The following is a 24,949-nucleotide window of genomic DNA, read 5'->3' on the forward strand; positions in this document are numbered from 1 at the left end:
CAACGGGAGTTAAGGCTCTTGTGGGCTCGTTTTGACTATAAAAAGGATCGACACAATGAACAAGATTGAATTGAAAACGCCGTACTTGGTATTTTTGGGCGATGCAAATGATCTTCTAATGGCGAAAGTCGCGAAAGGCGTAGCACACTGGCGCCCAGAGAAATGTTTGGCGCAGTATCGATTGCCGGGCGCCAAGGCTGATCTTGGCATCGCGGAAATGTCTCCGCGAGAAGCAGCGGCATGCGGTGCTAAAACGTTTATTCTTGGTTTAGCTCCTGTGGGCGGTACTTTGCCAGAAGAGTGGGTTGATATCCTGATCGAGGCGATGGAAGCGGGAATGGACGTCGCGAGCGGACTGCACATGCACTTAAATGACGTACCAGAACTGGTTGCTGCGGCAGAGCGTACCGGGCAAAAACTACTGGACGTACGTGTGCCTCAAGGCCCAATGGTATGTGGTACCGGATTGCCTCGTAGCGGTAAGCGTCTACTCAGTGTTGGTACAGATTGTTGTGTTGGCAAAATGTTCACCACGTTGGCGATTCATCGAGAAATGGAAAAACGCGGCATTCCAGCTACCTTCCGATCGACTGGCCAAACTGGCATTTTAATCGAAGGCAGCGGCGTGCCAGTGGACGCTGTCGTGTCTGACTTTATCTCCGGTATGGTTGAAAGCCTATCACCAGATAACGCGCCCGATCATTGGGATATTATCGAAGGTCAAGGATCGCTGCTGCACCCTGCTTATGCTGGTGTGAGCTTGGGTCTACTGCACGGCGCTCAGGCGGATGTGATCATTGTGTGTCACGAAGCTGGTCGTACTCAGATGGATGAAATGGAAGGTTTCAGCGTACCTGATCTGCAAACCACCATCGACATTAACCTCACTATGGGCCGTGTGACGAACCCGAATATTCGCTTAGGTGGTATCGCTCTGAATACGGCGAGCATGACAGAGGAAGCGGCACTGGACGAAATCGCACGAATTGAGAAGCAGTTTGGGGTCCCTGTTGTTGATCCGGTGCGAACAGGCGTGGCGAAAATCATCGATAGTATTGAAGAGGTGTGCTATGCGTAAGATGAATGTACGTGTGGAAAAATGGCCACTGCACGAGCCGTTTATTATCTCTCGTATGGATCCCATGTTGCACGGTGAAGTTGTTGTGGTTGAAATTGAGCAAGATGGCTGTGTTGGGCGCGGAGAGTGTGAGCGCATGAACATCTTTGAGCCGGATTATCCATACGATGTGTTGGCAGATGTGCAATCCGTGATCGAAGCCGTAGAGGCGGGTATCAGCCGTGAAGAACTGCGTGAGCGATTACCGTCTGCTGCGCCGCGTAATGCCATAGATTGCGCGTTATTCGAGCTGGAAGCTAAGCTTAAGCAACAACCCGCTTGGCAAATGGCGGGATTTGCCGAGGCTCCTCAGCCAGTGACAACGGTATTTACTTTATCGCTCAATAGTGCTGAACATATGGCCAAAGCTGCTGCTGCGCAAAAGCATCGTCCGATCCTTAAGCTCAAGCTTGGACGTGAAGGAGACTTGGAGCGTGTTCGCGCGGTACGAGAAGCCGCACCAAATACGCGTTTAGTGATTGATGCGAATACGGGGTGGAGTTTTGCTCAGCTGTGTGACTACTTACCAGAGTTGGCAAAGTTAGGCGTTGAAATGGTTGAGCAGCCATTGTCTTCTGAGGAAGAGCACTTGCTGGAAACGATTACACCAGCGTTGCCTATCACTGCTGATGAGTCCTGTATTGACCGCACCTCGCTCGAATCATTGAAAGGGCGCTACCAAGCCGTCAATATCAAGTTAGATAAAACTGGCGGTATGACAGAAGCCCTGGCATTACTTAAAGAAGCACAGGATATGGGCTTTGAAGTGATGGTTGGTTGCATGATTGGTACGTCACTCGCGATGGCGCCTGCTTTATTGCTCGCACAGCAAGCTCGCTGGGTGGATATCGATGGACCACTACTGCTATCGGAAGATAGATCGCCATCTCTTAACTACCGAGAGAGTGTCGTGGAGCCGACGGACGGTGTATGGGGTTAGCGACTGTTGAGTCAGAATGAAAAGCCATGGTTTGCCACCATGGCTTTTTTATTATGTGTGCCTACTAGGGTTTCGACTGGTGTTGTAAGTGCTCAATAAGCGTTAATATTTTTTTTGCCGTGTGTTTTCTAGAGGCATAGAAAGCGTACAGAACCAAGTCAGCGGGTTGGTACTCTAGTTGAACCACTTCAAGTGCGCCCGAATTTACTTCATCAGTGCAAGAGTCGATAGGCAGAATTGCCAAACCAAGCCCTGCGATGGCCCCTGACTTAGCAAGATAACCGCTATTGACCTTAAATGTGGATTGCACTTTTTGAGTGACAGTGTGTCCATCTGGCGTTTTAAAAATCCAAGGTGCGCCGTTCATGGCAGTTAACGTACTAATACAAGGTACGTAGCTTAAGTCGGTAAGCTTGTAGGGAGTCGAGTGATTTTGCAGAAGCTCAGGCGCAGCAAATACTGAACTCGGCCAGCGTTTAATTTCTCTGGCGATCCAACTGCTATCTGGGAGTTGTCCGCGATGGAAGCTAAGAACAACATCAAACCCATCAAGCAGATCTTCTTTGGGGCTTAAACTGGTCTCACAGCTTAGGGAAATGGATGGATGTTTCTGGCAGAACGCCACCATAGCTTGAGCAAGTGCAGGGGAATCCGGCATTAGAACCTTCAATTGCCCCATGACTTGATGAGAGTGTTGGGTCACTTCTTCCAGTGCACTGTTTAGCTTTTCTAGCAGTGGTTGTGTTGACAGGTACAGCTGCTCTCCAGCCTCTGTGGCCATTATGCGCCGCGTTGTTCTTTCAAATAGTCTTATACTCAGTCTTTCTTCCAACAAGGCTATATGTCGACTGACATTTGAGGTCGGTAAATTCAGAAATTCTGCAGCTCTCTTAAAACTCTGGTTTTCATAAACGCAGTGAAAACTTTTAAGCCACTTTTGCTCGATCTGTTCGATCATATTGTCCCAATATGTTGGATTATAAAGCCCATTTTCAACACTTTATTATTAGGTGTTGCTTTATACAATGTTGTTTTTATTAATTTTGAAATTAGTTGATTATCCCATTAATTGACAAGTGGGAGTGGCTAATAACTACATTAAAAGGCTTCCGATGAGTTGGTTAGAAAAGCTGTTAGAGAAAAAGAACATAATAGGGGTTAGCAAATCTTCTATCCCTGAAGGTGTCTGGAGTAAATGCCCGGCATGCGAGCAAGTTTTATATAGCAGAGTTGTGGAAGAGAATTTAAATGTATGTCCTAAGTGTGATCACCATATGGCGATGGCCGCGAGGCGCAGATTAACCGCGTTTTTAGACCAAGAGAGTGGTGTTGAGCTGGCCAGTGAATCGGAACCGAAAGATATTTTGACCTTCAGAGACTTAAAGCGTTACAAGGATCGTTTGGTTACGGCACAGAAAGACACGAACGAAAAAGACGCGTTGATCGTCATGAAAGGTGAGTTAGGCGGCATCCCTGTTGTGGCTTGTGCGTTTGAATTTGGTTTTATGGCTGGGTCAATGGGCTCGGTGGTTGGCGCTCGATTTGTTCAAGCAGTTGAGGCAGCAATAGAGTCAAACTGTGGTTTAGTGTGTTTTACTGCAAGTGGTGGCGCCCGCATGCAGGAGTCGTTAATGTCACTGATGCAAATGTCTAAAACCAGCGCGGCGTTAAATCGTTTATCGGATCTGGGTTTGCCTTATATCTCGGTGTTTACTAATCCAACATTGGGTGGGGTGTCGGCTAGTTTGGGCATGCTGGGGGACATCAATATTGGTGAGCCCAATGCCATTATTGGCTTTGCGGGGCGGCGAGTTATAGAGCAAACAGTCCGCGAAAATTTACCTGAAGGCTTTCAACGCAGTGAGTTCCTTTTGGAGCATGGGGCGCTAGATATGATTGTTGATAGGCGAGAGATACGCAGTCGTATAGCAAGTCTAATCGGTAAATTAACCAATACGGTGCCATGTGATCTTCGCTGTATTTCGTTGGGATAGCTTGAGCGAATCAGGAAATTTGCACTGATTGGCCTTTATTCAGGTGTTCCTTGTACTACTCTATAACGCAACAAATTGCCAAGGGGCTTAAGAGAGAGCATGAGAGCGTTATTATTATTGGTAGCGGTTTGTTTACAAGGATGCGCAGGGTTTGGTATTTTTGCCACGCAAACCGCCAAAGATACCGAGCACCCAATCGGTCAGTCCAAGTCCGCAGTATTGGAAAAAGGTCACCAGTATTGGGGAGACAATGGGTACGAAAAGATTCCTCCAACTTTTGAAACAATAAAAGGCCTAGAAACCGTAAAGTACACTCGGCCGAAAGAGTGGTGTGGTGCATTAGTCGTCGTTGTTCCGCTTATGCTGCCAGTTTGTACGGAAGAAGATGTTTACTACTTTAAAGACGAAAAGTTAGTCAGTCACACCCAGCAAAGAGTGACCTTCAATGGTGTTCTTTGTAGCATTTTCCCTGCGTGTTCAGGAGGAAGTGACTGTACGCTTTGCATTGTCGAATAAATGGGAAACACAACCCATTAGGACTGTTTACATTTGGTTTTCTCTTGGTGTTTAAATGCCAATCAGCCTTGAGCCTATATCTCTAATTCGTCACAAATTATCTTTATCCTCACCATTATAATATTTTTCTTTCTAAAGCCTTTAAGCTCATCGATTATCACGATGGGCTTGGAGTGCTATTAGCAATGATCGACTTCTAGGCACTGAGCTAATCGATTTGACGTAAGCCACTGATAAATTAAGCTAATAGAAACGTATGCATAAAGAGGATGATATAAAGCAAATTCGCTTTATGCGTAGAAAGGTATAAGGCCGCGTATGAAAGAGTTTTTGATTACAAGTTGGTTGTTCAAAGAGGGGCAAGCTGAAAGCCATGATCCAAGTACGGATTCTATTGAGCCTTCGGTATGGTATCACTGCCAACGTGATGCTGAGGGTTTGAAAGAGTGGTTGGCTGGGAATCGCGTATCGAATGCTGTGATTGATTCGCTACTTGCGGATGATACACGCCCTCGATTTGAGCAGTACTCAGAAGATTGCTTTTTGATCATTCTTAGAGGGATTAACTTCAACCAAGGAGCAGAGCCTGATGATATGCTCAGCCTAAGGATTCTTTGGTACAAAGGGGCAATAATTTCAACAAGAAAGGTCCCATCACGAGCTGTTACGTCTCTTATTTCTCAACTAGAGGCTGGCCAAGGGCCACAAACGCTTCAAGAACTTTTGCTCGGGATGATTAACCGAATCAATGGCAATATTTCAGATTTTCTCGTGCCTGTTGAAGAGGTGCTTGATGAGTTGAGTTTGGATTCTGAGATAGAACTTAAAAGCTTAAACTCAGTGCACACGCGTCTATTAAGGCTACGACGTTATCTGAAACCTCAAAAATATGTGTTGCAAGATTTGCTTGAAAGTCACCCTAGTTGTTTGTCTAAACAGCAAAATGACTTAAAAAACTGCTTAGATATGTTGATGAGAATCAACGAGTCGGTAGAGTTCTATATAGAGCAGATAGCGGTCTACCTTATGAACCTCAATCAGCAACAAGCAGAAAAGATGAATAGAAATACCTATCTCTTTTCGGTGATTGCTGGCGTTTTCTTACCCGCTGGTTTTTTTACGGGTTTATTGGGGGTCAATATTGCTGGTATGCCAGGCACCGACAACCCCATTGCATTCACGTTGTTTTGTGTTGCACTGGCGGCCATTGTCGCTGTGGAAATAGTGGTACTTAAGAAGTTGAGATTTATCTAGCGTAATATGCTACTAAGGTAGGCAAAATTGGCTTCTTAGATTTATAGCAAAAAGACAATATTAGGTGCAATCATGAAGTTAAGTTTTAATATAGAAGATGCCAGCCAAATATTTGTGGGAGCCTTCGCGCTGGCCGTGCCTATCTCTTTTTCAGAAGAAGCATGGAAACTGGGTGAAACGCTACCTAGTCAAAATTTAGCTTTGCTGTTTACGCTATCAATGATCTTTTTGGGGTTGTACACGTATGAGAGCGTATTCCAAAAGAACATTCGCTCTCGTCATTTTGTGTTCATATTCAGAATTGCTGTTGCCTATCTTATGACAGCGCTGGTGGTGTCGTTAGTCTTATTTTGCCTTGATAAGCTGCCCGTGTTGTCTGAGCCTTTAGTTGCGTTTAAACGTGTTGTGGTGATATCGATGCCGGCCTCGATGGGGGCTATCGTTGTCGACAGTTTTGACAAAGAATGATGGGCCGTTAAGTTGAAGTGACTCGCAATTTTTTCATTTGTGAGGGATGGGCCGAAAAAGCCAAAAAACCTACATTCTTAGGGGTTAAATTAGGTTCAAAATGTAACATTCATCTCAAATTTCGTTCGAATTTAGTGATATGAACTCGTGGTGATAATGCTCACAGTTTGTGAGGTCTAATCAGATCGATGTGGCTAAATGTTAGCTTGTTTACATATTTAATGTTAATTTTTTTGCACAATATCTAGATCTAGCATAAGATGCTAAATTGTCGTGTCTTTATAGATTAAGTGGCATTTCGCACTGCTTGGCTGTAGGTTATTATTCAATCATTCTGATTAAATATAGGCTAAGTAGTATTATCCCCTAAAATATTGACCTAATCGGGGAATTATACGATTTTTCACTACATTTTTATGGCAAATTACTTTGATGATTGGTAATATGTGCCGCAATCTTTGTATGTCTTTAGATTTTTTTGCTGACTTATTGCTCTAAAAATATCTAAATTACTGGCCGTTCTAGTGGGCGTACAAAGAAGTCATGGATGCAAATGAAAAACTTGGAGTTTTACGCATGTACAAGAACAAAATCACACGCGCTCTTTTTGTAGGCGCGGGCCTTTCTCTTGCTCTAACTGGTTGTGGTGACAAACCAGAAGAAAAACAAGCGACTCAACCAGCACCTGCCCCTGAAGCTAAATCTGAATCCCAATCTCAAGAGCCAACCCTTGCAGAAGTTCAAGAACTGGTTCGTGGTAACGGTACAGAAGTAGCAACTATCGACCCGCACAAATCTCAGGGCGTGCCAGAATCACACGTAATTCGCGATCTTCTTGAAGGTCTAGTGAACCAAGACGAAAACGGCAAAACAATTCCAGGTGTTGCTGAATCTTGGGAAACGACAGACAACAAAACATTTACTTTCCACCTACGCAAAGATGCTAAGTGGTCAAACGGCGATCCTGTAACTGCTGGCGACTTCGTTTACAGCTTCCAGCGCGCTGTGGATCCTGCAACTGCTTCTCCATACGCTTGGTACATGGAATACACCAAGATGAAGAATGCAAAAGGCATCGTTGCTGGCGAAAAAGACAAGAGCGAGCTAGGTGTTAAAGCAGTTGACGATCATACTCTAGTTGTTGAGCTTGACGCTGCGGTACCTTATTTCGTGATGATGATGGGCCACACAACGGTTAAGCCAGTACACCAAGCGACTGTTGAGAAGTTCGGTGATCAGTGGACTAAGCCAGAAAACTTCGTTGGTAACGGTGCTTACGTTGTTGATCAATGGGTTGTAAACGAGCGTTTGACTCTTAAACGTAACGAGCAATACTGGGACAACGAAAATACAACGCTAAACAAGGTGACTTTCCTACCTATTGAAAACCAGGTAGCAGAGATGAACCGTTTCCTAGCGGGTGAGATCGACTTCACTAACGAACTGCCAATAGAACACTTCAAGCGTCTTAAGAAAGAGCATCCAGAATCTGTTTCTGTAACAGGTAGCTTGTGTACTTACTACTACTCGTTTAATACGAAGAAGAAGCCATTTGATGATGTGCGTGTTCGTAAAGCAATCTCTTACGCGATTGATCGTAATATCGTAACAGATGCGATCTTAGCGCAAGGCCAAAAACCTGCTTACTTCCTAACGCCTGAAATCACAGCAGATTTCAACCCAGAGATGCCTGCTTATGGTCAAATGACGCAGGAAGAGCGTAACAAAGAAGCGGCTAGACTACTGGCTGAAGCGGGTTACGGCAAAGATAATCCACTTAAATTTAACCTTCTTTACAACACTTCTGAAAACCACAAGAAGATTGCTGTAGCATTAGGTTCAATGTGGAAGAAAACTCTAGGTCTAGACGTAACGCTAGAAAACCAAGAATGGAAGACTTACCTGTCGTCTAAAGACGCGGGTGATTTCGAAGTAGCGCGCGCAGGTTGGTGTGGTGACTACAACGAAGCATCTGCTTTCCTATCTCTAATGAAGAGTAACAACACGACTGGTGGTATTCACTACGGCAGCAAAGCTTACGATGAAATCATCGATAAAGCGCTTAACTCAACGTCTGAAGAAGAGCGTGCAGCGCTTTACGCAGAAGCTGAGAAGCTGCTAGCGAAAGACATGCCAATCGCGCCTATCTACCAGTACGTGATATCACGTCTACTGTCTCCGAAAGTTGGTGGTTTCCCACACAACAACGCGGAAGAGAAAATCTACTCGAAAGATCTCTACATCAACGAGTAATTTTACCCCGATAGAACTATAAAAATTTAGGCTCTACATGTGAGAAATTGCATGTAGCGCCTATGTACAATCTAAAATTGAATTTGGATTGATTCCTTTAATTACTTTGTCACAGACTGAAAGAGTGAGTTTATGCTTAAATTCATAGCGAAAAGGATATTTGAGGCGATCCCAACAATGTTGGTTTTGATCACTGTATCTTTCTTTCTTATGCGCTTCGCGCCAGGTAACCCATTTTCTACCGAGCGCCCATTACCGCCAGAAGTAATGGCAAATATCGAAGCAAAATACGGTTTAGATAAGCCTGTTTTTGAACAGTACACCACTTATCTGACTAACGTTATTCAAGGTGATTTTGGTCCTTCATTTAAGTACCTAGATTACTCAGTAAATGAACTGATTTCTGTTGCACTGCCAGTGTCAGCAAAAGTCGGTTTAATTGCGTTCATCTTTACCGTCATAATGGGTGTTACGGTCGGGACGATCGCCGCCTTGAAGCAAAATACCTGGGTCGACTACACCATCATGTCGACGGCAATGCTGGGTGTGGTAATGCCATCCTTCGTGCTTGCACCAGCACTTATCTACCTTTTCTCGTTGCATTGGCACATATTCCCGGCGGGTGGTTGGCAAGACGGCAGTGCGAAATTCTTAGTCCTACCAGTCATCGGTATGTCTCTGCTGTACGTTGCAACATTCGCGCGTATTACACGTGGCTCAATGATTGAAACACTGAACAGTAACTTTATCCGTACTGCTCGTGCTAAAGGTCTAAGCTACCGCTACATCATCGTAAAGCATGCACTTAAGCCTGCGCTTCTTCCTGTTGTTTCATACATGGGGCCAGCGTTCGTAGGTATCATCACGGGTTCGGTTGTTATCGAAACTATCTTTGGTTTGCCAGGTATCGGTAAGCTGTTCGTTAACGCTGCATTTAACCGTGACTACTCGCTAGTAATGGGTGTAACCATCTTGATTGGTTTCCTATTTATCCTATTCAATGCGATCGTAGATATTCTACTTGCACTGATTGACCCGAAAATTCGCTACTAACAGGGAAGTTTGGTTATGTTGACGAAAAAAGAAAACCTTGAAGCGATTGAAAAGTTCTCAGAAAACCTAGAGATCGAAGGTCGCAGTTTATGGCAAGACGCTCGTATCCGTTTTATGCGTAACAAAGCGGCAATGGTGAGCTTATTCATTCTTGTTTTAATGACATTGGCGGTTATTGTTCTGCCAATGATCGCACCATACGCATATGATGATACAGATTGGTATGCGATGCATGTGGCACCGAGTGCGGAGCATTGGTTTGGTACCGACAGCCTTGGACGTGACTTGTATGTACGTACCTTAATTGGTGGCCGAATCTCGTTGATGGTTGGTGTCATGGGCGCATTTGTCGCGGTACTTATCGGTACGCTTTATGGTGCGGCATCGGGCTTCATCGGCGGTAAAGTTGACCGTGTTATGATGCGTATTCTAGAAATTCTATACGCGGTACCGTTTATGTTCCTAGTAATCGTACTAGTAACCTTCTTCGGTCGTAACATTATGCTTATCTTCGTTGCGATTGGTGCAATCGCATGGCTCGATATGGCGCGTATTGTACGTGGTCAAACGCTTAGCTTACGCAGTAAAGAATTTATCGAAGCGGCACACGTTTGTGGTGTGAGTAACTGGAAGATCATTACTCGTCATATCGTGCCGAACGTGCTGGGTATCGTAGCGGTTTACTCTACGCTACTTATCCCGAGCATGATTCTGACCGAATCATTCCTATCATTCCTTGGTCTTGGTGTTCAAGAGCCGATGACAAGTTGGGGCGCGCTTCTACAAGAAGGTGCACAGACAATGGAAGTGGCAATCTGGCAGCTGGCATTCCCGGCGGTATTCATGGTTGTGACTCTGTTCTGCTTCAACTACGTTGGTGACGGTCTGCGCGATGCGCTGGATCCAAAAGACAGATAATTAAAAATAAGATTAAGGAAGCAATGATGAGCTTATTAGATGTCAAAGATCTGCGCGTCGAATTTACCACGCAAGATGGTATCGTAACCGCAGTAAACGATTTAAATTTCTCTCTGAAGCAAGGCGAAACCCTAGGTATCGTAGGTGAGTCGGGCTCAGGTAAATCTCAGACAGTATTCGCAATCATGGGTCTACTGGCTAAGAACGGTATTATTTCTGGTAGCGCAAAGTTTGAAGGCAAAGAAATCTTAAACTTGCCTGAAAAAGAGCTAAACAAAGTTCGCGCTGAACAGATCGCGATGATCTTCCAAGATCCAATGACGTCACTAAACCCTTACATGAAAGTTAGTGACCAGTTGATGGAAGTGCTAATGCTTCACAAAGGCATGGGTAAAGCGGAAGCATTTGAAGAGTCTGTCCGCATGCTTGAAGCGGTTAAAATCCCAGAAGCGCGTAAGCGTATTACCATGTATCCGCACGAGTTCTCTGGCGGTATGCGTCAGCGTGTAATGATCGCAATGGCGCTCTTGTGTCGTCCTAAACTTCTGATCGCGGATGAACCGACAACGGCATTAGACGTAACGGTTCAAGCGCAGATTATGGACCTGCTTAACGAGCTTAAAGATGAGTTCAACACCGCTATCATCATGATCACGCACGACTTAGGTGTTGTTGCGGGCTCGTGTGACAAAGTGTTAGTGATGTACGCTGGTCGTACCATGGAATACGGCACAGTTGATGAAATCTTCTACAACCCAAGTCACCCGTATGCGGAAGGTTTGCTGAAAGCTATTCCGCGTCTTGATACTGAAGGTGAGATCCTGCCAACTATTCCTGGCAACCCACCAAACTTACTTCGTCTGCCACCTGGCTGTCCTTATCAGGAGCGCTGCCACCGTGTGATGGACCGTTGTAAACGAGAAGCGCCAATTCTGACACCATTTAGTGATGGTCGTCAGCGCGCATGTTTTTCTGAATGGGAGGCTTGGAAGAAATGAGTGCAGATAAATCATTACTATTAGATGTTAAAGATCTTAAAGTTCACTTTAGCATTGCATCAAAATCGGCGTGGCCTTGGTCTAAGCCTTCAAACCTAAAAGCGGTAGACGGTGTGAATGTTCGCCTTTACGAAGGTGAAACACTTGGCGTAGTAGGTGAGTCGGGCTGTGGTAAGTCGACGTTTGCCCGCGCCATTATCGGTCTGGTTGAAGCAACCGATGGTGAGGTAGTTTGGTTAGGTCAAGACCTGACGAAAATGCAAAGCGTACAACGTCGTGAAACGCGCAAAGAAATCCAGATGATTTTCCAGGATCCATTGGCATCGCTTAACCCGCGTATGACGGTCGGTGACATCATCGCTGAACCGTTAGAAACCTTTTACCCAGAGCTTTCTAAGCAAGAAGTAAAAGATCGTGTGAAAGAGATGATGGCGAAAGTTGGCCTATTACCAAACGTGATCAACCGTTACCCACACGAATTCTCTGGTGGTCAGTGTCAGCGTATCGGTATCGCACGTGCGCTGATTCTAAAGCCTAAGATGATCATCTGTGACGAACCTGTATCGGCACTCGATGTATCGATTCAGGCACAGGTCGTCAACCTGCTTAAAGAAATCCAAAAAGAACTGGGTCTTTCTCTAGTCTTTATCGCGCATGACCTGTCAGTGGTAAAACACATTTCTGATCGTGTACTGGTTATGTACCTTGGTAATGCCGTAGAGCTAGGTGAGGCGGACGCGTTGTTTGCTGACCCTAAACACCCTTACACTCGCGCGTTGATGTCAGCGGTTCCGATTCCGGATCCAGCCATTGAGCGTAGTAAGAAGATCCAAATGCTGGAAGGCGATCTACCTTCGCCAATCAGCCCGCCGTCGGGTTGTGTATTCCGTACTCGTTGCCCACAAGCAACAGAGGAGTGTGCGAAAACTAAGCCGAATATTAAGGGTAATGACGTACACGCAGTATCTTGCTTGCACGTTGAAATTCAATAGATTCAGCCTGTGACGGGCTTAAGCGCGGCATCTTTCGGGAGCCGCGCTTTTTTTATGCATCTTCAAATTATTCGAACAACTAAGCCAAATGACTTGGGTTATAGGAGAGCTTGCTTTTTTTATACTAGAGCAATAACACAACATATTTGGAGAATAAGATGGGTAAGCTAGTCGAAGGGGTTTGGCATGATGTGTGGTACGACACGAAATCCAACGGCGGGAAATTTATCCGTGAAGATGCGGGTTTTCGTGATTGGATAAGCTCAGATCCAAACGCAAAGTTTCAACCTGAATCGGGTCGCTATCACCTATACGTATCACTCGCTTGCCCTTGGGCGCATAGAACGCTAATTTTCCGTACGCTTAAGAACCTAGAAGCGCATATTGATGTGACGGTGGTTTGCCCAGATATGTTAAGTGAAGGATGGCAAATGGGCCTGCCAGATCCGCTGTTTGGCTACAAGCGATTGCACCAAATCTATACTCACGCGAAACCAGACTACACGGGCAGAGTAACGGTCCCTGTTTTATGGGATAAGAAGTACAACACTATCGTGAGTAATGAATCGTCCGAAATTATTCGTATGTTTAATTCGGAGTTTAACCATATCACAGGCAATACAGACGATTATTACCCTCAAGAGTTGCATGGTCTGATTGAAGAATGGAACCATTTTGTCTACCCAAATATTAATAATGGGGTATACCGATGTGGTTTCGCCACGTCTCAAGAGGCGTACGAAGAAGCGTTTGAAGACCTATTTTCTGCGCTTGATAAACTCGATAACCATTTATCGACCAATCGTTACCTGGCAGGAAACAGACTCACAGAAGCGGACTGGCGATTGTTCACAACCTTGATCCGATTTGATGCCGTTTACGTTGGTCACTTCAAGTGTAATAAAAAGCGTATTGCAGATTACCCAAACTTGCAGGGCTACCTGAAAGAGTTGTACCAAGTCGAAGGGATCAAACAAACCACCGACTTTTATCACATAAAAAGGCACTACTATTTCAGTCACGTAGGCATCAATCCAACGCAAATTGTACCTGCGGGGCCAGATCTTGACCTGGATTCAGCGCACGGTAGAGAGCGCCTTTAATCCCAACCCCTTATGCTTGCATGCTCGAAGTAACACTTTACTTCGGGCTTCCCCTCAATTTTTTTGATTCGAACGATTGTTCAATCTCACTCACAGATTAATAACAGAAAGCGCCTAAACTTATGATTAGAAGCTGTTTATCGTCTAAGGAGTGGGATGGATATCAACGGATTTATAGTTGGCGACAACCATATTTGGAACCTTTTTATTTCTCTGTTGCTTGGAGCAATAATCGGTACTCAGCGTGGGTGGGTATTGCGCCATAACCTCGAAGGTAGCCGGATGGCAGGGATCAGGACTTTTTCTCTTGTTGGCTTGTTGGGAGGATTAACGGCGATCCTTGCCAACCTTTACACCCCTTTGCTTATTGGCTTTGCACTTATCGCATTAATCATGCTAGCAGGTATTGCCTACATCATTCAGCAAAGAAGAAGCAGCAGTGTCAGTATCACTGGTGTGGTTAGCTTGCTGATTACCTTTGTTATTGGTTGCTTAGCATTGTCTGGCCAAGCAGTGTTGGCGGCTTCAGCCGCGGTGATAACGGCTTTGGTTTTAGACAACAAGCGAGAGCTGCATAATGCGCTGCAGAAGCTTCAAGAGTACGAGTTAGACGCGGCCTTGAGCTTACTATTGATCTCTATCGTGCTACTGCCATTGTTACCGAATAAATCTTATGGCCCATGGAATGCGTTGAACCCTTATGAGATTTGGTGGATGGTCGTTCTTATCGCCAGTATTTCTTTTGTCGGTTATTTTGCGATTAAGATTGGTGGGGCAAAGCGCGGAATACTATTCACATCCGTCTTTGCTGGCCTCAGCTCCTCGACGGCTCTTACGCTTCAGTTTTCTCAGCTATCGCGAGAACAGCCCAATATAAGCTCGTTACTCGCTAGTGGTATTTTGCTCAGTTGCGGGACGATGTTTCCGCGGTTAGTGATTATTTTAGCTGTATTAAACCCACCTTTAGTCAAACTGCTTTGGCCTGTTGTGATGTCTATGATGCTGACGATGTATCTGTTCGCATGGTGGATTTGGCGCAAAAGTGATGCTGAAAAAATAGAGCAGTCAAATAACCAAAAGAACCCACTTGCTTTGCGTGCAGCGGTGTTTTTTGGCGTTGTTCTAGCTGTAATTATGCTGCTTTCGCACGCGTTATCGGATTGGTTTGGCAGTGCAGGTACGCTGATGCTGGCAGCGGTTTCAGGGATCACGGATGTCGATGCAATTTCTTTGGCACTGGGCCGGCAAAGCACTTTAACGCTTTCGATTTCGACTGCTGTGCTCGGGATTTTAATAGCGGCTTCGGTGAATACGTTAGTAAAAATGGGGATGGTTATCGTGATAGGGGATAAGGCTTTAGCTCGCCAAGTGTCTCCCGCGATGTTAATGACTGTTCTGACTGGCGCTGCCGTTTTTGTATTGATGCGATGAAGCATAAAAAAGCCCTCGAAGAATCGAGGGCTTTGAATATTCAATCAAGCAGAGAAAAGAATTAATTTTGCTCTTGCGTTGCTTGGATTGCTGTTAGAGCGATTGTGTATACGATATCGTCTACTAGAGCACCACGAGACAGGTCGTTTACTGGCTTGCGCATACCTTGCAGCATTGGACCGATAGATACTAGGTCTGCTGAACGCTGTACCGCTTTGTAAGTCGTGTTACCCGTGTTTAGATCTGGGAATACGAATACTGTCGCTTTACCTGCTACTGGAGAGTTTGGCGCTTTAGAAGCTGCAACGTTTTCCATGATAGCTGCGTCGTACTGTAGAGGACCGTCGATGATCAGGTCAGGACGTTTCTCTTGAGCAAGTTTTGTTGCTTCACGTACTTTATCAACGTCTGCACCCTTACCAGATTCACCAGTAGAGTAAGAGATCATTGCTACGCGTGGGTCGATACCGAATGCCGCTGCAGAATCAGCAGATTGGATTGCGATTTCAGCAAGCTGCTCAGCCGTTGGATCTGGGTTGATAGCACAGTCACCGTAAACCAGCACTTGATCAGGCAGAAGCATGAAGAAGACTGAAGATACGATAGACGCGTTAGGTGCCGTCTTGATGATCTGGAACGGAGGTACGATCGTGTTTGCCGTCGTATGAACCGCACCAGAAACTAGACCGTCAACTTCATCATTCTCAAGCATCATTGTGCCAAGGAATACTGAATCTTGTAGCTTCTCGCGAGCGACCACTTCAGTCATACCTTTCGCACCACGTAGTTCAACTAGACGAGCTACGTAGTTTTCACGGATTGCATCAGAGTCAATGATTTGAACGCCAGCGCCCAGCTCAACACCTTGTTGCGATGCGACACGTTTGATCTCTTCTGGGTTACCTAGAAGTACACATTCTGCGATGCCGCGCTCAGCACAGATAGCGGCTGCTTTTACTGTACGTGGCTCATCACCTTCAGGCAGTACGATACGTTTACCCGCTTTACGAGCGAACTCAGTCAACTGGTAACGGAATGCTGGTGGGCTTAGACGACGAGACTTTTGAGTGCCTTCTGTCATTGACTCAATCCAGTTACCGTCGATGTGGCTAGCTACGTGTTCATTAATGAACTCGATACGTTGCTTATCATCCGCAGGAACTTCTAAGCTGAAGCTCTGTAGGTTTAGAGATGTTTGCCAAGTATTACCGTTAGCTTTGAAGATAGGTAGACCTGTCTCAAAAGCTGGCTTACATAGGTCAACGATCTCTTCTGGCATGTCGTAACCGCCAGTAAGAAGGACAGCACCGATATCAACACCGTTCATTGCAGCAAGAGAAGCCGCAACAATAACGTCTGGGCGGTCTGCTGAAGTAACTAGCAGTGAACCTGGACGGAAGTGCTCAATCATGTGCGGCAGTGAACGCGCACAGAACGTGATGCTCTTAATGCGACGAGTGTTAATATCGCCTTCGTTGATTACTTCAGCTTGTAGGTGCTTCGCCATATCGACTGCACGAGTCGCAATTAGGTCGATGCTCCATGGTACGCAACCAAGAACACGGATTGGAGAAGTGTTGAAGATCTCCATCACTTTCATTTCGTTTTGCTTGGCGCTATCTGCGTCGTCAAAGATCTCAGATAGGTCAGGGCGGGTACGGCCTGCTTCATCTACTGGAGCGTTAAGTTTGTTGATGATAACGCCAGAGATGTTTTTGTTTTTAGTGCCACCAAAGTTAGAACATGCTACTTCGATGCGCTCTTTTAGCTGTGCAGGGTTGTCTGTACCAGGCGTTGCAACAAGAACGATTTCCGCACCTAGAGTCGCTGCAATTTCAGCGTTTACTTGGTTTGCGAATGGGTGTTTACGAGTAGGTACAAGACCTTCGATTAGCGTTACTTCCGCATCTTTGTTGATTTGGTTGTAGCGCTCTACTACTGTTTCCAGTAGCTCGTCCATGTTGTCGTTACCGATCAATGAGTCAGCAACAGACATTGGCATAGGTTCGCCAATCTTAATATCGCTGTTAACACCAACGATGGTAGAAGTCAGATCTGGTTGATCGTTGCCAGTGCGTGGCTGAGAGATAGGCTTGTAGAAAGAAACCTTAACGCCTTTGCGCTCCATTGCGCGAAGAACACCCATGCTTACGCTTGTAAGACCAACACCAGCGCTTGCAGGGATAAGCATAATAGTACGAGACATTCGTAGAGTACCTTTAGCTATTGGGATAAAAGCTCAACTGCGTATTCCTTGGAGTGGAATAGGAGTTGAGCCCCTGTAAAAAAACTGGCTGGCGCTTATCGCTAAGGCCAACCAGTTTAAGTCAATTAAAGACCTGCTAGGCGTGCAGTGTCTTCAGCGATGACTAGCTCTTCGTTAGTAGAGATAACCATTGCAGGGATACGGCTGTCAGCAGTAGTGATTGTACCTTCGCCGCCGAAACGAGCTTTAAGGTTAGCTTCACCATCCACTTCGATACCGAAGATACCTAGACGGTTTAGAACCATTTCACGGATAGGGCCAGAGTTTTCACCGATACCGCCAGTGAATACGATAGCGTCTAGACGACCTTCTAGAGTCGCAGTGTAACCCGCAACGTACTTAGCTAGGCGGTGACAGAACACGTCCATCGCGCGAGTTGCTTCTTCTTTTTCACCGTAGTTGTCTTCAACAAAACGACAGTCAGAAGTCACTTCTGTTAGACCTTGTAGGCCAGACTCTTTAGTTAGCATCGTGTTGATTTGCTCAACAGAGTAACCAAGTGTGTCGTGTAGGTGGAAAATGATCGCAGGATCAATATCACCACAACGAGTACCCATTACTAGGCCTTCTAGTGGAGTAAGACCCATAGAAGTATCTACAGACTTACCGTCTTTGATTGCACATACAGATGCACCGTTACCTAGGTGACAGTTGATGATGTTTAGTTCGTCAGCTGGTTTACCTAGACGCTCAGCTGCTTCGCGAGCGATAAATAGGTGAGAAGTACCGTGCATACCGTAACGACGGATACCGTGCTCTTTGTATAGGTTGTATGGAAGAGCGTATAGGTACGCTTCTTCAGGCATTGTTTGGTGGAAAGCAGTATCAAACACAGCAACGTTTTTAAGTGCTGGGAAAGATTTTTGTGCTGCTTTGATACCGATGATGTGTGCTGGGTTGTGAAGAGGTGCAAGAGTTGCACAGTCTTCGATACCTTTAAGAACTTCATCAGTGATTAGTGCAGATTGAGTAAACTGCTCACCGCCGTGTACTACACGGTGACCGATAGCAGCTAGGTTCTCAGAAAGCTCTGGCTTAGAAGCAAGAATAGTTTCTACCATGAACGCTAGCGCTTCTTCGTGTGCTGCACCGTTACCTAGTTGAGCTTCGTGTTTACCGTCAAGTTTCCACTTGATACGTGCTTCAGGAAGATGAAGACATTCAGCAAGACCTGATAGATGCTCGTCGCCGTTCTCGGCATCAACAACAGCAAATTTAAGAGAAGAACTACCGCAGTTTAAAACTAAAACTAGCTTAGACATGAGTGACTACCTGTTATTCGTCTGATTTAAATAAATCAGTGAGGATGAAAATTAATCACAAGAATAGACGATGCTGAAAATGCCGCGTACTAATCTTGGTCAAAAAAACTTCTAATTCCATATAATAATGACAGTGGTGACTCCAGATCACCACGTTTGCATCCTTGCAGATAGGTCTCAGGAGTTGCGTATCTGCTAAATAACAGCAACAATGAGATAGTGGGTCTGCAAAGGATAACGATAAGCGCCAATGATAACAAAAAAAATTTGAAAGAATATTAACTTTTATCATTTTTTTGCGCTTTCAGTTTAATCTTTCAATTAATTTTTAGTTTATGCCCCAAGCTAAAGTGAGAGAGTCGTATGAGTAACAAAGTCGGATTAGTTCATAGCCTAAGAAATGGGCAGAAGTACATGGATATTTGGCCGATGCGAAAGGAACTTAATTTGTTGTTTCCTGAGCAACGTATCATTAAAGCGACTCGTTTCGGCATCAAAGTTATGCCTGCTATTGCGGCAATCAGTGTCTTAACGCAAATGGTATTCAACAATTATCAATCCATGCCACAGGCTGTCATTATTGCTCTATTCGCGATCAGTATGCCTATTCAGGGAATTTGGTGGTTGGGAAACCGAGCCAATACTCAATTGCCGCCATCACTCGCTAGTTGGTATCGAGAAATTCATCACAAGATAGTTGAAAGTGGTTTCGCGTTGGAGCCGGTAAAATCACGCCCTAGATATAAAGAGTTGGCGCAGGTGTTAAACCGAGCGTTTCGACAGTTAGACAAAACGTCATTAGAACGTTGGTTCTAAGAGGCGCGGTAGTAAATTAAGAACAACGAATTATTGCTTGAAGCGCTCCTGCCAAGAGCGCTTCTTATTATTGTTAGCCAGCCATACTGATTGCTTGAGCAGGCTCAACGTATTCCAACCCAAAACTCTCGGCGACTTCTTTGCACGTCACTTTGCCGTCAATAACATTTAAACCGCTCAGAAAACCGTTGTCAGAAAGGAGTGCTTCTTTATAGCCTTTATTGGCCAGTTTCACGATATAAGGTAGTGTCGCGTTGTTTAACGCAAAAGTGGAAGTTCGTGCAACTGCTCCTGGCATATTGGCAACACAATAGTGGACAACGTCGTCAACGATATAAGTTGGATCTGCGTGTGTTGTCGCGTGAGAGGTTTCGAAACAACCACCTTGGTCGATGGCTACATCAACCACCGCGGAACCGGACTTCATCTTGGCAATATGGTCTTTTGTTACCAGTTTAGGCGCGGCTGCGCCGGGAATAAGAACGGCACCAATAACCAAATCTGCTTCGAGAACGTGTTTTTCGATCGCATCTTCAGTTGAATAAACTACTTTTGCGCGCCCCTGGAATTCTTCATCTAAACGACGTAATGTGTCTACGTTGCGGTCGAGGATGGTGACATCAGCACGAAGGCCCACAGCCATGCGAGCTGCGTTGGCACCAACAACACCTCCGCCAATGACAACGATTCGAGCTGGTTCGACGCCTGGAACGCCTCCAAGTAGAAGACCGCGGCCACCGTGAGACTTCTCTAAAGTTTGTGCACCAGCTTGAATAGACATGCGACCCGCAACCTCAGACATTGGTGCTAACAGTGGTAAGCGACCCATATTATCTGTTACAGTTTCATATGCTATACAGATAGCTTTGCTCTTGATTAGCTCATCAGTTTGTGGAAAATCTGGTGCTAGGTGCAAATAGGTAAACAAAATTTGCCCCTCACGGAGCATGGCTCGCTCAACAGACTGAGGTTCTTTAACCTTAACTATCATTTCTGCTGTGGTGAATACCTCAGCGGCAGTAGGCAGAATGGATGCACCTACAGCGATGTAATCATCGTCTGAAAAACCGATACCCGCACCGGCATTGGTTTCTATAAAAATTTGGTGGCCTTGAGATACAAGCTCGCGAACGCTTGCAGGGATCAAGCCTACGCGGTACTCATGGTTTTTGATTTCCTTTGGTACGCCAATGATCATCCTGACTCCTTATTTTATGTTAGTTTAAAAATCAGTTCATAGTTGTAAAAGCTACTGTGTAGGGTATTTGTTGGATGTATATCTAGTGTAGGTGTGATGTAATAAAATTTGATACTAAATATTAAAAAGTTGTAGTATATTTTTTTGCAAGGAAGTAATAAGGTGGAATAAAAAAATGGCAGACAACAATAAGAAGCCGTCCAAGGATTTAGACCGTATCGATCGCAACATTCTTAATGAATTACAGAAAGATGGTCGTATTTCAAATGTAGAGCTATCTAAGCGAGTAGGGCTTTCTCCTACACCGTGTTTAGAGCGTGTGCGTCGTCTAGAGCGTCAAGGGTACATTACGGGGTATACCGCGTTATTAAATCCTCAATATCTTGATGCCTCTCTACTTGTTTTCGTAGAAATTACCTTAAATCGTGGTGCGCCAGACGTGTTTGAGCAATTTAACACTGCGGTTCAAAAACTCGATGATATTCAAGAGTGTCACCTAGTTTCTGGTGATTTTGATTACTTGCTGAAAACACGCGTATCAGACATGAGTGCTTACCGTAAATTGTTAGGTGATACCTTGCTGCGTCTTCCTGGGGTTAATGACACCCGTACTTACGTTGTAATGGAAGAAGTCAAGCAAACCAACCAATTGGTAATCAAGACACGTTAATTAAACTCAGTTGCGAATACCTTTCGATATTCTGACTTTATGTAATTGGGTTTTAAGTTCTGATATGGTTAAATCGATAGTCCGAGCGGCAATGCTGCTCGGACTATTTTTTTCATATATATCTAAGATAAGTTGGTCATGTTCAAAGAGAACAGAAGTAAAGTTGAAACAATAATTAAAACTGGAGAAGAGCCTCAGTCTTCCCGTTTGTCTGGCCCACAGCGAATCAAAGAGTGCATGCTGATTGTCGTTGTGTTGCTCTCTATTTTGTTATCCGTCGCTCTGATGACATTTAGCCCTGCCGATCCTTCGTGGTCTCAAACTGCGTGGGGGGCAGATGTAGAAAATGCTGGTGGATTGCTAGGAGCTTGGCTGGCTGACACGCTTTTCTTTACATTCGGTTCTCTCGCTTACCCGATCCCTTTTATTATCACCGCAGCGGCGTGGGTTGTCCTTCGTAAGAGAGATGAAGATGACCCCCTTGATTTAATGTTGTGGGGTACGCGATTACTGGGTTTAACCGTTTTAATCCTGACGAGCTGCGGTTTAGCGGATATTAATTTTGATGACATCTGGTACTTTTCATCAGGTGGTGTCATTGGGGATGTTTTGACCACGCTTGCGCTTCCGACGTTAAATGTACTCGGTACGACCCTTGTTTTACTCTTCCTTTGGGGAGCGGGGTTTACGCTATTAACGGGCATATCTTGGTTGACGATAGTTGATTGGCTGGGCAGTACGGCAATTTCACTCTTCACTGGTTTGGTCAATAAGATCCGTGGTGAACATGAAGAAGTCCTAGAGCCACAGCTAGCAACCATTGCGGAAAATAGCGGAGAGCAGCTTGCGTTTGCAGAGCCTAAGCATGCCCGTGATGAAGAACTCGAGTACGCGAATGAGCCGCAACGTCGTTTTAATATACACATGCCGGATACCCGTAAAGAGCCAGTCTTTAGTCAAGAACCGATTGCGGAAGATAGAACACCTGTAACACCAGCTCAAGACGTTGCGCCAGTTAAGCAGGAGCCCGTGTACGTTGAGCCTCAACCAGAGCCACAACCTGACCCGGTTCCTTCTTATGACGTGCAGGAGAGCGTTGAGCGTTCAGCCTTATTAGGTGCAACGATCGAAGAGCTTGAAGCCGCTGCACAGTATGAAGATTCGATGGCCCAGCAAGCAGAAGGACCGTCAAATCCAAGCCCGAATGTTTACCAAGATACAGAAATAGATGAGGCGGAAACAGCCACTCATCATGACACAGAACAACCGTTACCTTGGTCTAGCGCTCAGCCGGATGTAGAAGAGGATCTGACTCAGCCTGTGATCGAAAAGCAAGGTTTAGAGGATATCGCGTCCCATATTGAACCTGATCCTATTCATCAAGAGCCGGTCATTTCGACTTTTGATGTTGCTGAGGAAGAGTCCGTCCAACCTGCAGTGGCAGAAGTAGAAGAAGTTTCGCAACAAGATGAAGACGTGGCAGCATTCCAAAATATTGTCTCTGATGCTCAGGCGAAAGTTGCTGCGCAACAAAACCCGTTTTTAGTTCAGCAAGAGCCGAACTTGCCTAAACCAACAGAGCCAATGCCAACACTTGAGCTACTCTACCATCCAGAAAAACGTGAAAACTTCATCGATCGCGATGCATTGGAAGAGATCGCTCGTCTCGTTGAAGCTAAGCTTGCAGACTACAAGATTAAAGCGGAAGTGGTGGATATTTTCCCTGGCCCCGTGATTACGCGCTTTGAGCTGGATCTGGCTCCGGGTGTGAAAGTGAGTCGAATTTCTGGTTTATCGATGGACTTAGCGCGTTCGCTGTCAGCAATGGCTGTCCGCGTGGTGGAGGTTATTCCTGGTAAGCCCTATGTTGGCCTAGAGTTGCCAAATATGAGTCGTCAGACGGTTTATTTTTCTGATGTAGTTGGTAGCCAGCAGTTTATCGAAGCAAAATCACCGACAACGGTAGTGCTTGGTCAAGATATTGCGGGTGAAGCGGTTGTCGCTGATTTATCTAAAATGCCTCATGTGCTGGTCGCTGGTACCACAGGTTCGGGTAAATCTGTTGGCGTTAACGTGATGATTTTGAGCATGCTCTATAAATCGACACCAGAAGACGTTCGCTTCATCATGATTGACCCGAAAATGCTGGAGCTATCCATCTACGAGGGCATTCCACACCTATTATCGGAAGTGGTTACCGATATGAAAGATGCGTCAAACGCATTGCGTTGGTGTGTTGGGGAGATGGAACGCCGCTATAAGCTGATGTCAGCACTGGGCGTGCGTAATATCAAAGGTTTCAACGATAAACTCAAAATGGCGGCAGAAGCGGGGCATCCAATCCATGATCCTTTATGGCAGCCAGGAGACAGTATGGACGAGCATCCACCACTGTTAGAGAAACTGCCATATATCGTGGTGGTGGTTGACGAGTTCGCTGATCTGATGATGGTCGTGGGTAAGAAAGTTGAAGAGCTTATTGCGCGCCTTGCACAAAAAGCACGAGCTGCTGGTATTCACCTCATATTGGCGACTCAACGTCCTTCAGTCGATGTGATCACAGGTCTGATTAAAGCAAACATTCCAACGCGCGTTGCCTTTACAGTATCAACCAAGACGGACTCTCGAACCATTCTAGACCAAGGCGGTGCCGAATCACTGCTTGGTATGGGTGATATGTTGTACCTTCCACCTGGCTCGAGCCATACCATTCGTGTCCATGGCGCATTTGCATCCGATGACGATGTTCATGCGGTGGTTAATAACTGGAAAGCTCGTGGTAAGCCAAATTACATCGAAGAGATTACTAATGGCGATCAGGGGCCAGAAGCTCTTCTACCAGGTGAAAAACCGGAAGGTGATGAAGATGTGGATCCGTTGTTCGACCAAGTTGTTGAACACGTAGTCCAGTCCCGTCGAGGCTCCGTGTCGGGTGTTCAACGTCGCTTTAAGATTGGTTATAACCGTGCGGCACGTATCGTTGAGCAACTGGAAGCTCAAGGTATTGTCAGTGCACCGGGCCACAATGGTAATCGCGAGGTGTTAGCGCCAGCACCTGGAAGGGATATGAACTGATACCAGCAATAATAGGTAAATAAAAAACGCAGGTAAGAACCTGCGTTTTTTTATATTTAGATAAAGAGCTAGTGTCATTTGCTCTTAGCAAATTGAGAAAGAACAATGATGGCAAGTGCCGCAAGGTTCGCCGCAAAAATCACTACTAGCCATTGTGGCATTGATAGAGTCAGGAATTGCCAAACAATCTCGCTGCAGTCTCCGTATGCTTCAAACATCCATGGTGCCCACTGGTTTATCGGTGCCCAGTCTGGGAAGGTCACAAACAGGTCACATGTTGCAAAAGGCGATGGATTAAACTGGTAATCGACGTGCTGCATCGATAGCTCCAATCCTTTGTAGGCACTTGCGCCCCAAGCGGCTAAACCTAACCAGCGGAATACAGGGTTATTTGGTGCAATCAGCCCAATGATTGCGGCTCCCCCAATTCCTAGCATTGCCACTCTTTCATAGATACACATGACGCAAGGAGATAGCATCATTACATGCTGGAAGAACAGAGCACATGCTTCAAAAAATAGGACGAAGATAAGTAATAAAAGCCAAGATAGTCGGCCTTGAGAAAATGCTTTGATTGCAGAAAAAATATTCACAGAGGTACCTTGATTATAAAAAAAGCTCTGAC

The 24,949-nt window shown here is 45.5% G+C and carries 21 protein-coding genes; 16 read left to right on the forward strand and 5 right to left on the reverse strand.

The window, feature by feature from the left end:
- The first annotated feature begins 55 nt into the window (after positions 1 to 55).
- Complete coding sequence (gene dgcN / locus VNE01S_RS01075) at positions 56 to 1,078, forward strand: N-acetyltransferase DgcN (protein WP_053395693.1); 1,023 nt, start codon at positions 56 to 58, stop codon at positions 1,076 to 1,078.
- A complete protein-coding gene (dgcA, locus tag VNE01S_RS01080) occupies positions 1,071 to 2,057 on the forward strand; it encodes an N-acetyl-D-Glu racemase DgcA (RefSeq protein ID WP_053395692.1) in 987 nt (328 codons plus the stop codon). Before dgcN ends, dgcA begins: the two co-directional genes overlap by 8 nt.
- Positions 2,058 to 2,121: 64 nt before the next feature.
- On the opposite strand, the gene VNE01S_RS01085 is transcribed toward dgcA, so the two are convergent.
- Positions 2,122 to 3,015: a LysR family transcriptional regulator gene (locus tag VNE01S_RS01085; RefSeq protein ID WP_053395691.1), complete on the reverse strand. Its 894-nt coding sequence runs from the start codon at positions 3,013 to 3,015 to the stop codon at positions 2,122 to 2,124.
- A gap of 154 nt (positions 3,016 to 3,169) precedes the next feature.
- On the opposite strand from VNE01S_RS01085, the gene accD reads away from it, so the two are divergent.
- The 11 genes from accD (at position 3,170) to VNE01S_RS01140 (ending at position 15,037) form a co-directional block, all read left to right on the forward strand.
- Complete coding sequence (accD, locus tag VNE01S_RS01090) at positions 3,170 to 4,051, forward strand: acetyl-CoA carboxylase, carboxyltransferase subunit beta (RefSeq protein ID WP_053395690.1); 882 nt, start codon at positions 3,170 to 3,172, stop codon at positions 4,049 to 4,051.
- Between the two features lie 99 nt (positions 4,052 to 4,150).
- Positions 4,151 to 4,567 (forward strand): hypothetical protein, encoded by a 417-nt coding sequence (locus VNE01S_RS01095; RefSeq protein WP_053395689.1) that lies wholly within the window; start codon positions 4,151 to 4,153, stop codon positions 4,565 to 4,567.
- A 318-nt stretch (positions 4,568 to 4,885) separates the two neighbouring features.
- A complete protein-coding gene (locus tag VNE01S_RS01100) occupies positions 4,886 to 5,821 on the forward strand; it encodes a CorA family divalent cation transporter (protein ID WP_053395688.1) in 936 nt (311 codons plus the stop codon).
- A gap of 72 nt (positions 5,822 to 5,893) precedes the next feature.
- The gene (locus VNE01S_RS01105; RefSeq protein WP_053395687.1) at positions 5,894 to 6,289 is read left to right on the forward strand and encodes a DUF2391 family protein; all 396 of its coding nucleotides are present in this window, start codon (positions 5,894 to 5,896) and stop codon (positions 6,287 to 6,289) included.
- A 576-nt stretch (positions 6,290 to 6,865) separates the two neighbouring features.
- A complete protein-coding gene (locus VNE01S_RS01110; protein ID WP_053395799.1) occupies positions 6,866 to 8,542 on the forward strand; it encodes an ABC transporter substrate-binding protein in 1,677 nt (558 codons plus the stop codon).
- A gap of 132 nt (positions 8,543 to 8,674) precedes the next feature.
- Complete coding sequence (oppB, locus tag VNE01S_RS01115) at positions 8,675 to 9,595, forward strand: oligopeptide ABC transporter permease OppB (RefSeq protein WP_053395686.1); 921 nt, start codon at positions 8,675 to 8,677, stop codon at positions 9,593 to 9,595.
- A 15-nt stretch (positions 9,596 to 9,610) separates the two neighbouring features.
- Positions 9,611 to 10,513, forward strand: coding sequence for an oligopeptide ABC transporter permease OppC (gene oppC, locus VNE01S_RS01120; RefSeq protein WP_053395685.1), 903 nt, complete (start codon positions 9,611 to 9,613; stop codon positions 10,511 to 10,513).
- 26 nt (positions 10,514 to 10,539) lie between these two features.
- Positions 10,540 to 11,511 (forward strand): ABC transporter ATP-binding protein, encoded by a 972-nt coding sequence (locus tag VNE01S_RS01125; RefSeq protein ID WP_053395684.1) that lies wholly within the window; start codon positions 10,540 to 10,542, stop codon positions 11,509 to 11,511.
- Positions 11,508 to 12,503 (forward strand): murein tripeptide/oligopeptide ABC transporter ATP binding protein OppF, encoded by a 996-nt coding sequence (gene oppF, locus VNE01S_RS01130; RefSeq protein ID WP_053395683.1) that lies wholly within the window; start codon positions 11,508 to 11,510, stop codon positions 12,501 to 12,503. The genes VNE01S_RS01125 and oppF overlap by 4 nt, the downstream gene beginning before the upstream one ends.
- 158 nt (positions 12,504 to 12,661) lie before the next feature.
- A complete protein-coding gene (locus tag VNE01S_RS01135) occupies positions 12,662 to 13,606 on the forward strand; it encodes a glutathione S-transferase family protein (RefSeq protein ID WP_053395682.1) in 945 nt (314 codons plus the stop codon).
- 156 nt (positions 13,607 to 13,762) lie between these two features.
- On the forward strand, positions 13,763 to 15,037 hold the full coding sequence (locus VNE01S_RS01140) for an MgtC/SapB family protein (RefSeq protein ID WP_053395681.1): 1,275 nt from the start codon (positions 13,763 to 13,765) through the stop codon (positions 15,035 to 15,037).
- Positions 15,038 to 15,098: 61 nt separating this feature from the next.
- On the opposite strand, the gene pta is transcribed toward VNE01S_RS01140, so the two are convergent.
- Both pta and VNE01S_RS01150 read right to left on the reverse strand, forming a co-directional pair.
- Positions 15,099 to 17,243 carry a phosphate acetyltransferase gene (pta, locus tag VNE01S_RS01145; RefSeq protein ID WP_053395680.1) on the reverse strand — a complete coding sequence of 715 codons (2,145 nt, stop codon included), beginning with the start codon at positions 17,241 to 17,243 and terminating at the stop codon, positions 15,099 to 15,101.
- 125 nt (positions 17,244 to 17,368) lie between these two features.
- Positions 17,369 to 18,565 carry an acetate kinase gene (locus tag VNE01S_RS01150; protein WP_053395679.1) on the reverse strand — a complete coding sequence of 399 codons (1,197 nt, stop codon included), beginning with the start codon at positions 18,563 to 18,565 and terminating at the stop codon, positions 17,369 to 17,371.
- 363 nt (positions 18,566 to 18,928) lie between these two features.
- Between VNE01S_RS01150 and yfbV the strand changes: the two genes are divergently transcribed.
- The gene (yfbV, locus tag VNE01S_RS01155) at positions 18,929 to 19,381 is read left to right on the forward strand and encodes a terminus macrodomain insulation protein YfbV (RefSeq protein ID WP_053395678.1); all 453 of its coding nucleotides are present in this window, start codon (positions 18,929 to 18,931) and stop codon (positions 19,379 to 19,381) included.
- 73 nt (positions 19,382 to 19,454) lie between these two features.
- On the opposite strand, the gene ald is transcribed toward yfbV, so the two are convergent.
- The gene (gene ald / locus VNE01S_RS01160; RefSeq protein ID WP_053395677.1) at positions 19,455 to 20,579 is read right to left on the reverse strand and encodes an alanine dehydrogenase; all 1,125 of its coding nucleotides are present in this window, start codon (positions 20,577 to 20,579) and stop codon (positions 19,455 to 19,457) included.
- Positions 20,580 to 20,754: 175 nt separating this feature from the next.
- Here ald and lrp point away from each other — a divergent pair, with 175 nt between their 5' ends.
- The gene (gene lrp, locus VNE01S_RS01165; protein ID WP_004414493.1) at positions 20,755 to 21,249 is read left to right on the forward strand and encodes a leucine-responsive transcriptional regulator Lrp; all 495 of its coding nucleotides are present in this window, start codon (positions 20,755 to 20,757) and stop codon (positions 21,247 to 21,249) included.
- 138 nt (positions 21,250 to 21,387) lie between these two features.
- Positions 21,388 to 24,324 (forward strand): DNA translocase FtsK, encoded by a 2,937-nt coding sequence (locus tag VNE01S_RS01170; protein WP_053395676.1) that lies wholly within the window; start codon positions 21,388 to 21,390, stop codon positions 24,322 to 24,324.
- A gap of 74 nt (positions 24,325 to 24,398) precedes the next feature.
- Here the strand turns inward: VNE01S_RS01170 and dsbB are convergent, their stop codons facing one another.
- Complete coding sequence (dsbB, locus tag VNE01S_RS01175) at positions 24,399 to 24,917, reverse strand: disulfide bond formation protein DsbB (RefSeq protein ID WP_053395675.1); 519 nt, start codon at positions 24,915 to 24,917, stop codon at positions 24,399 to 24,401.
- Positions 24,918 to 24,949 lie beyond the last annotated feature (32 nt).

Origin of the sequence: Vibrio nereis NBRC 15637 (assembly GCF_001591105.1) — a bacterium.
In the GTDB taxonomy this organism is placed as follows: Bacteria; Pseudomonadota; Gammaproteobacteria; order Enterobacterales; family Vibrionaceae; genus Vibrio; species Vibrio nereis.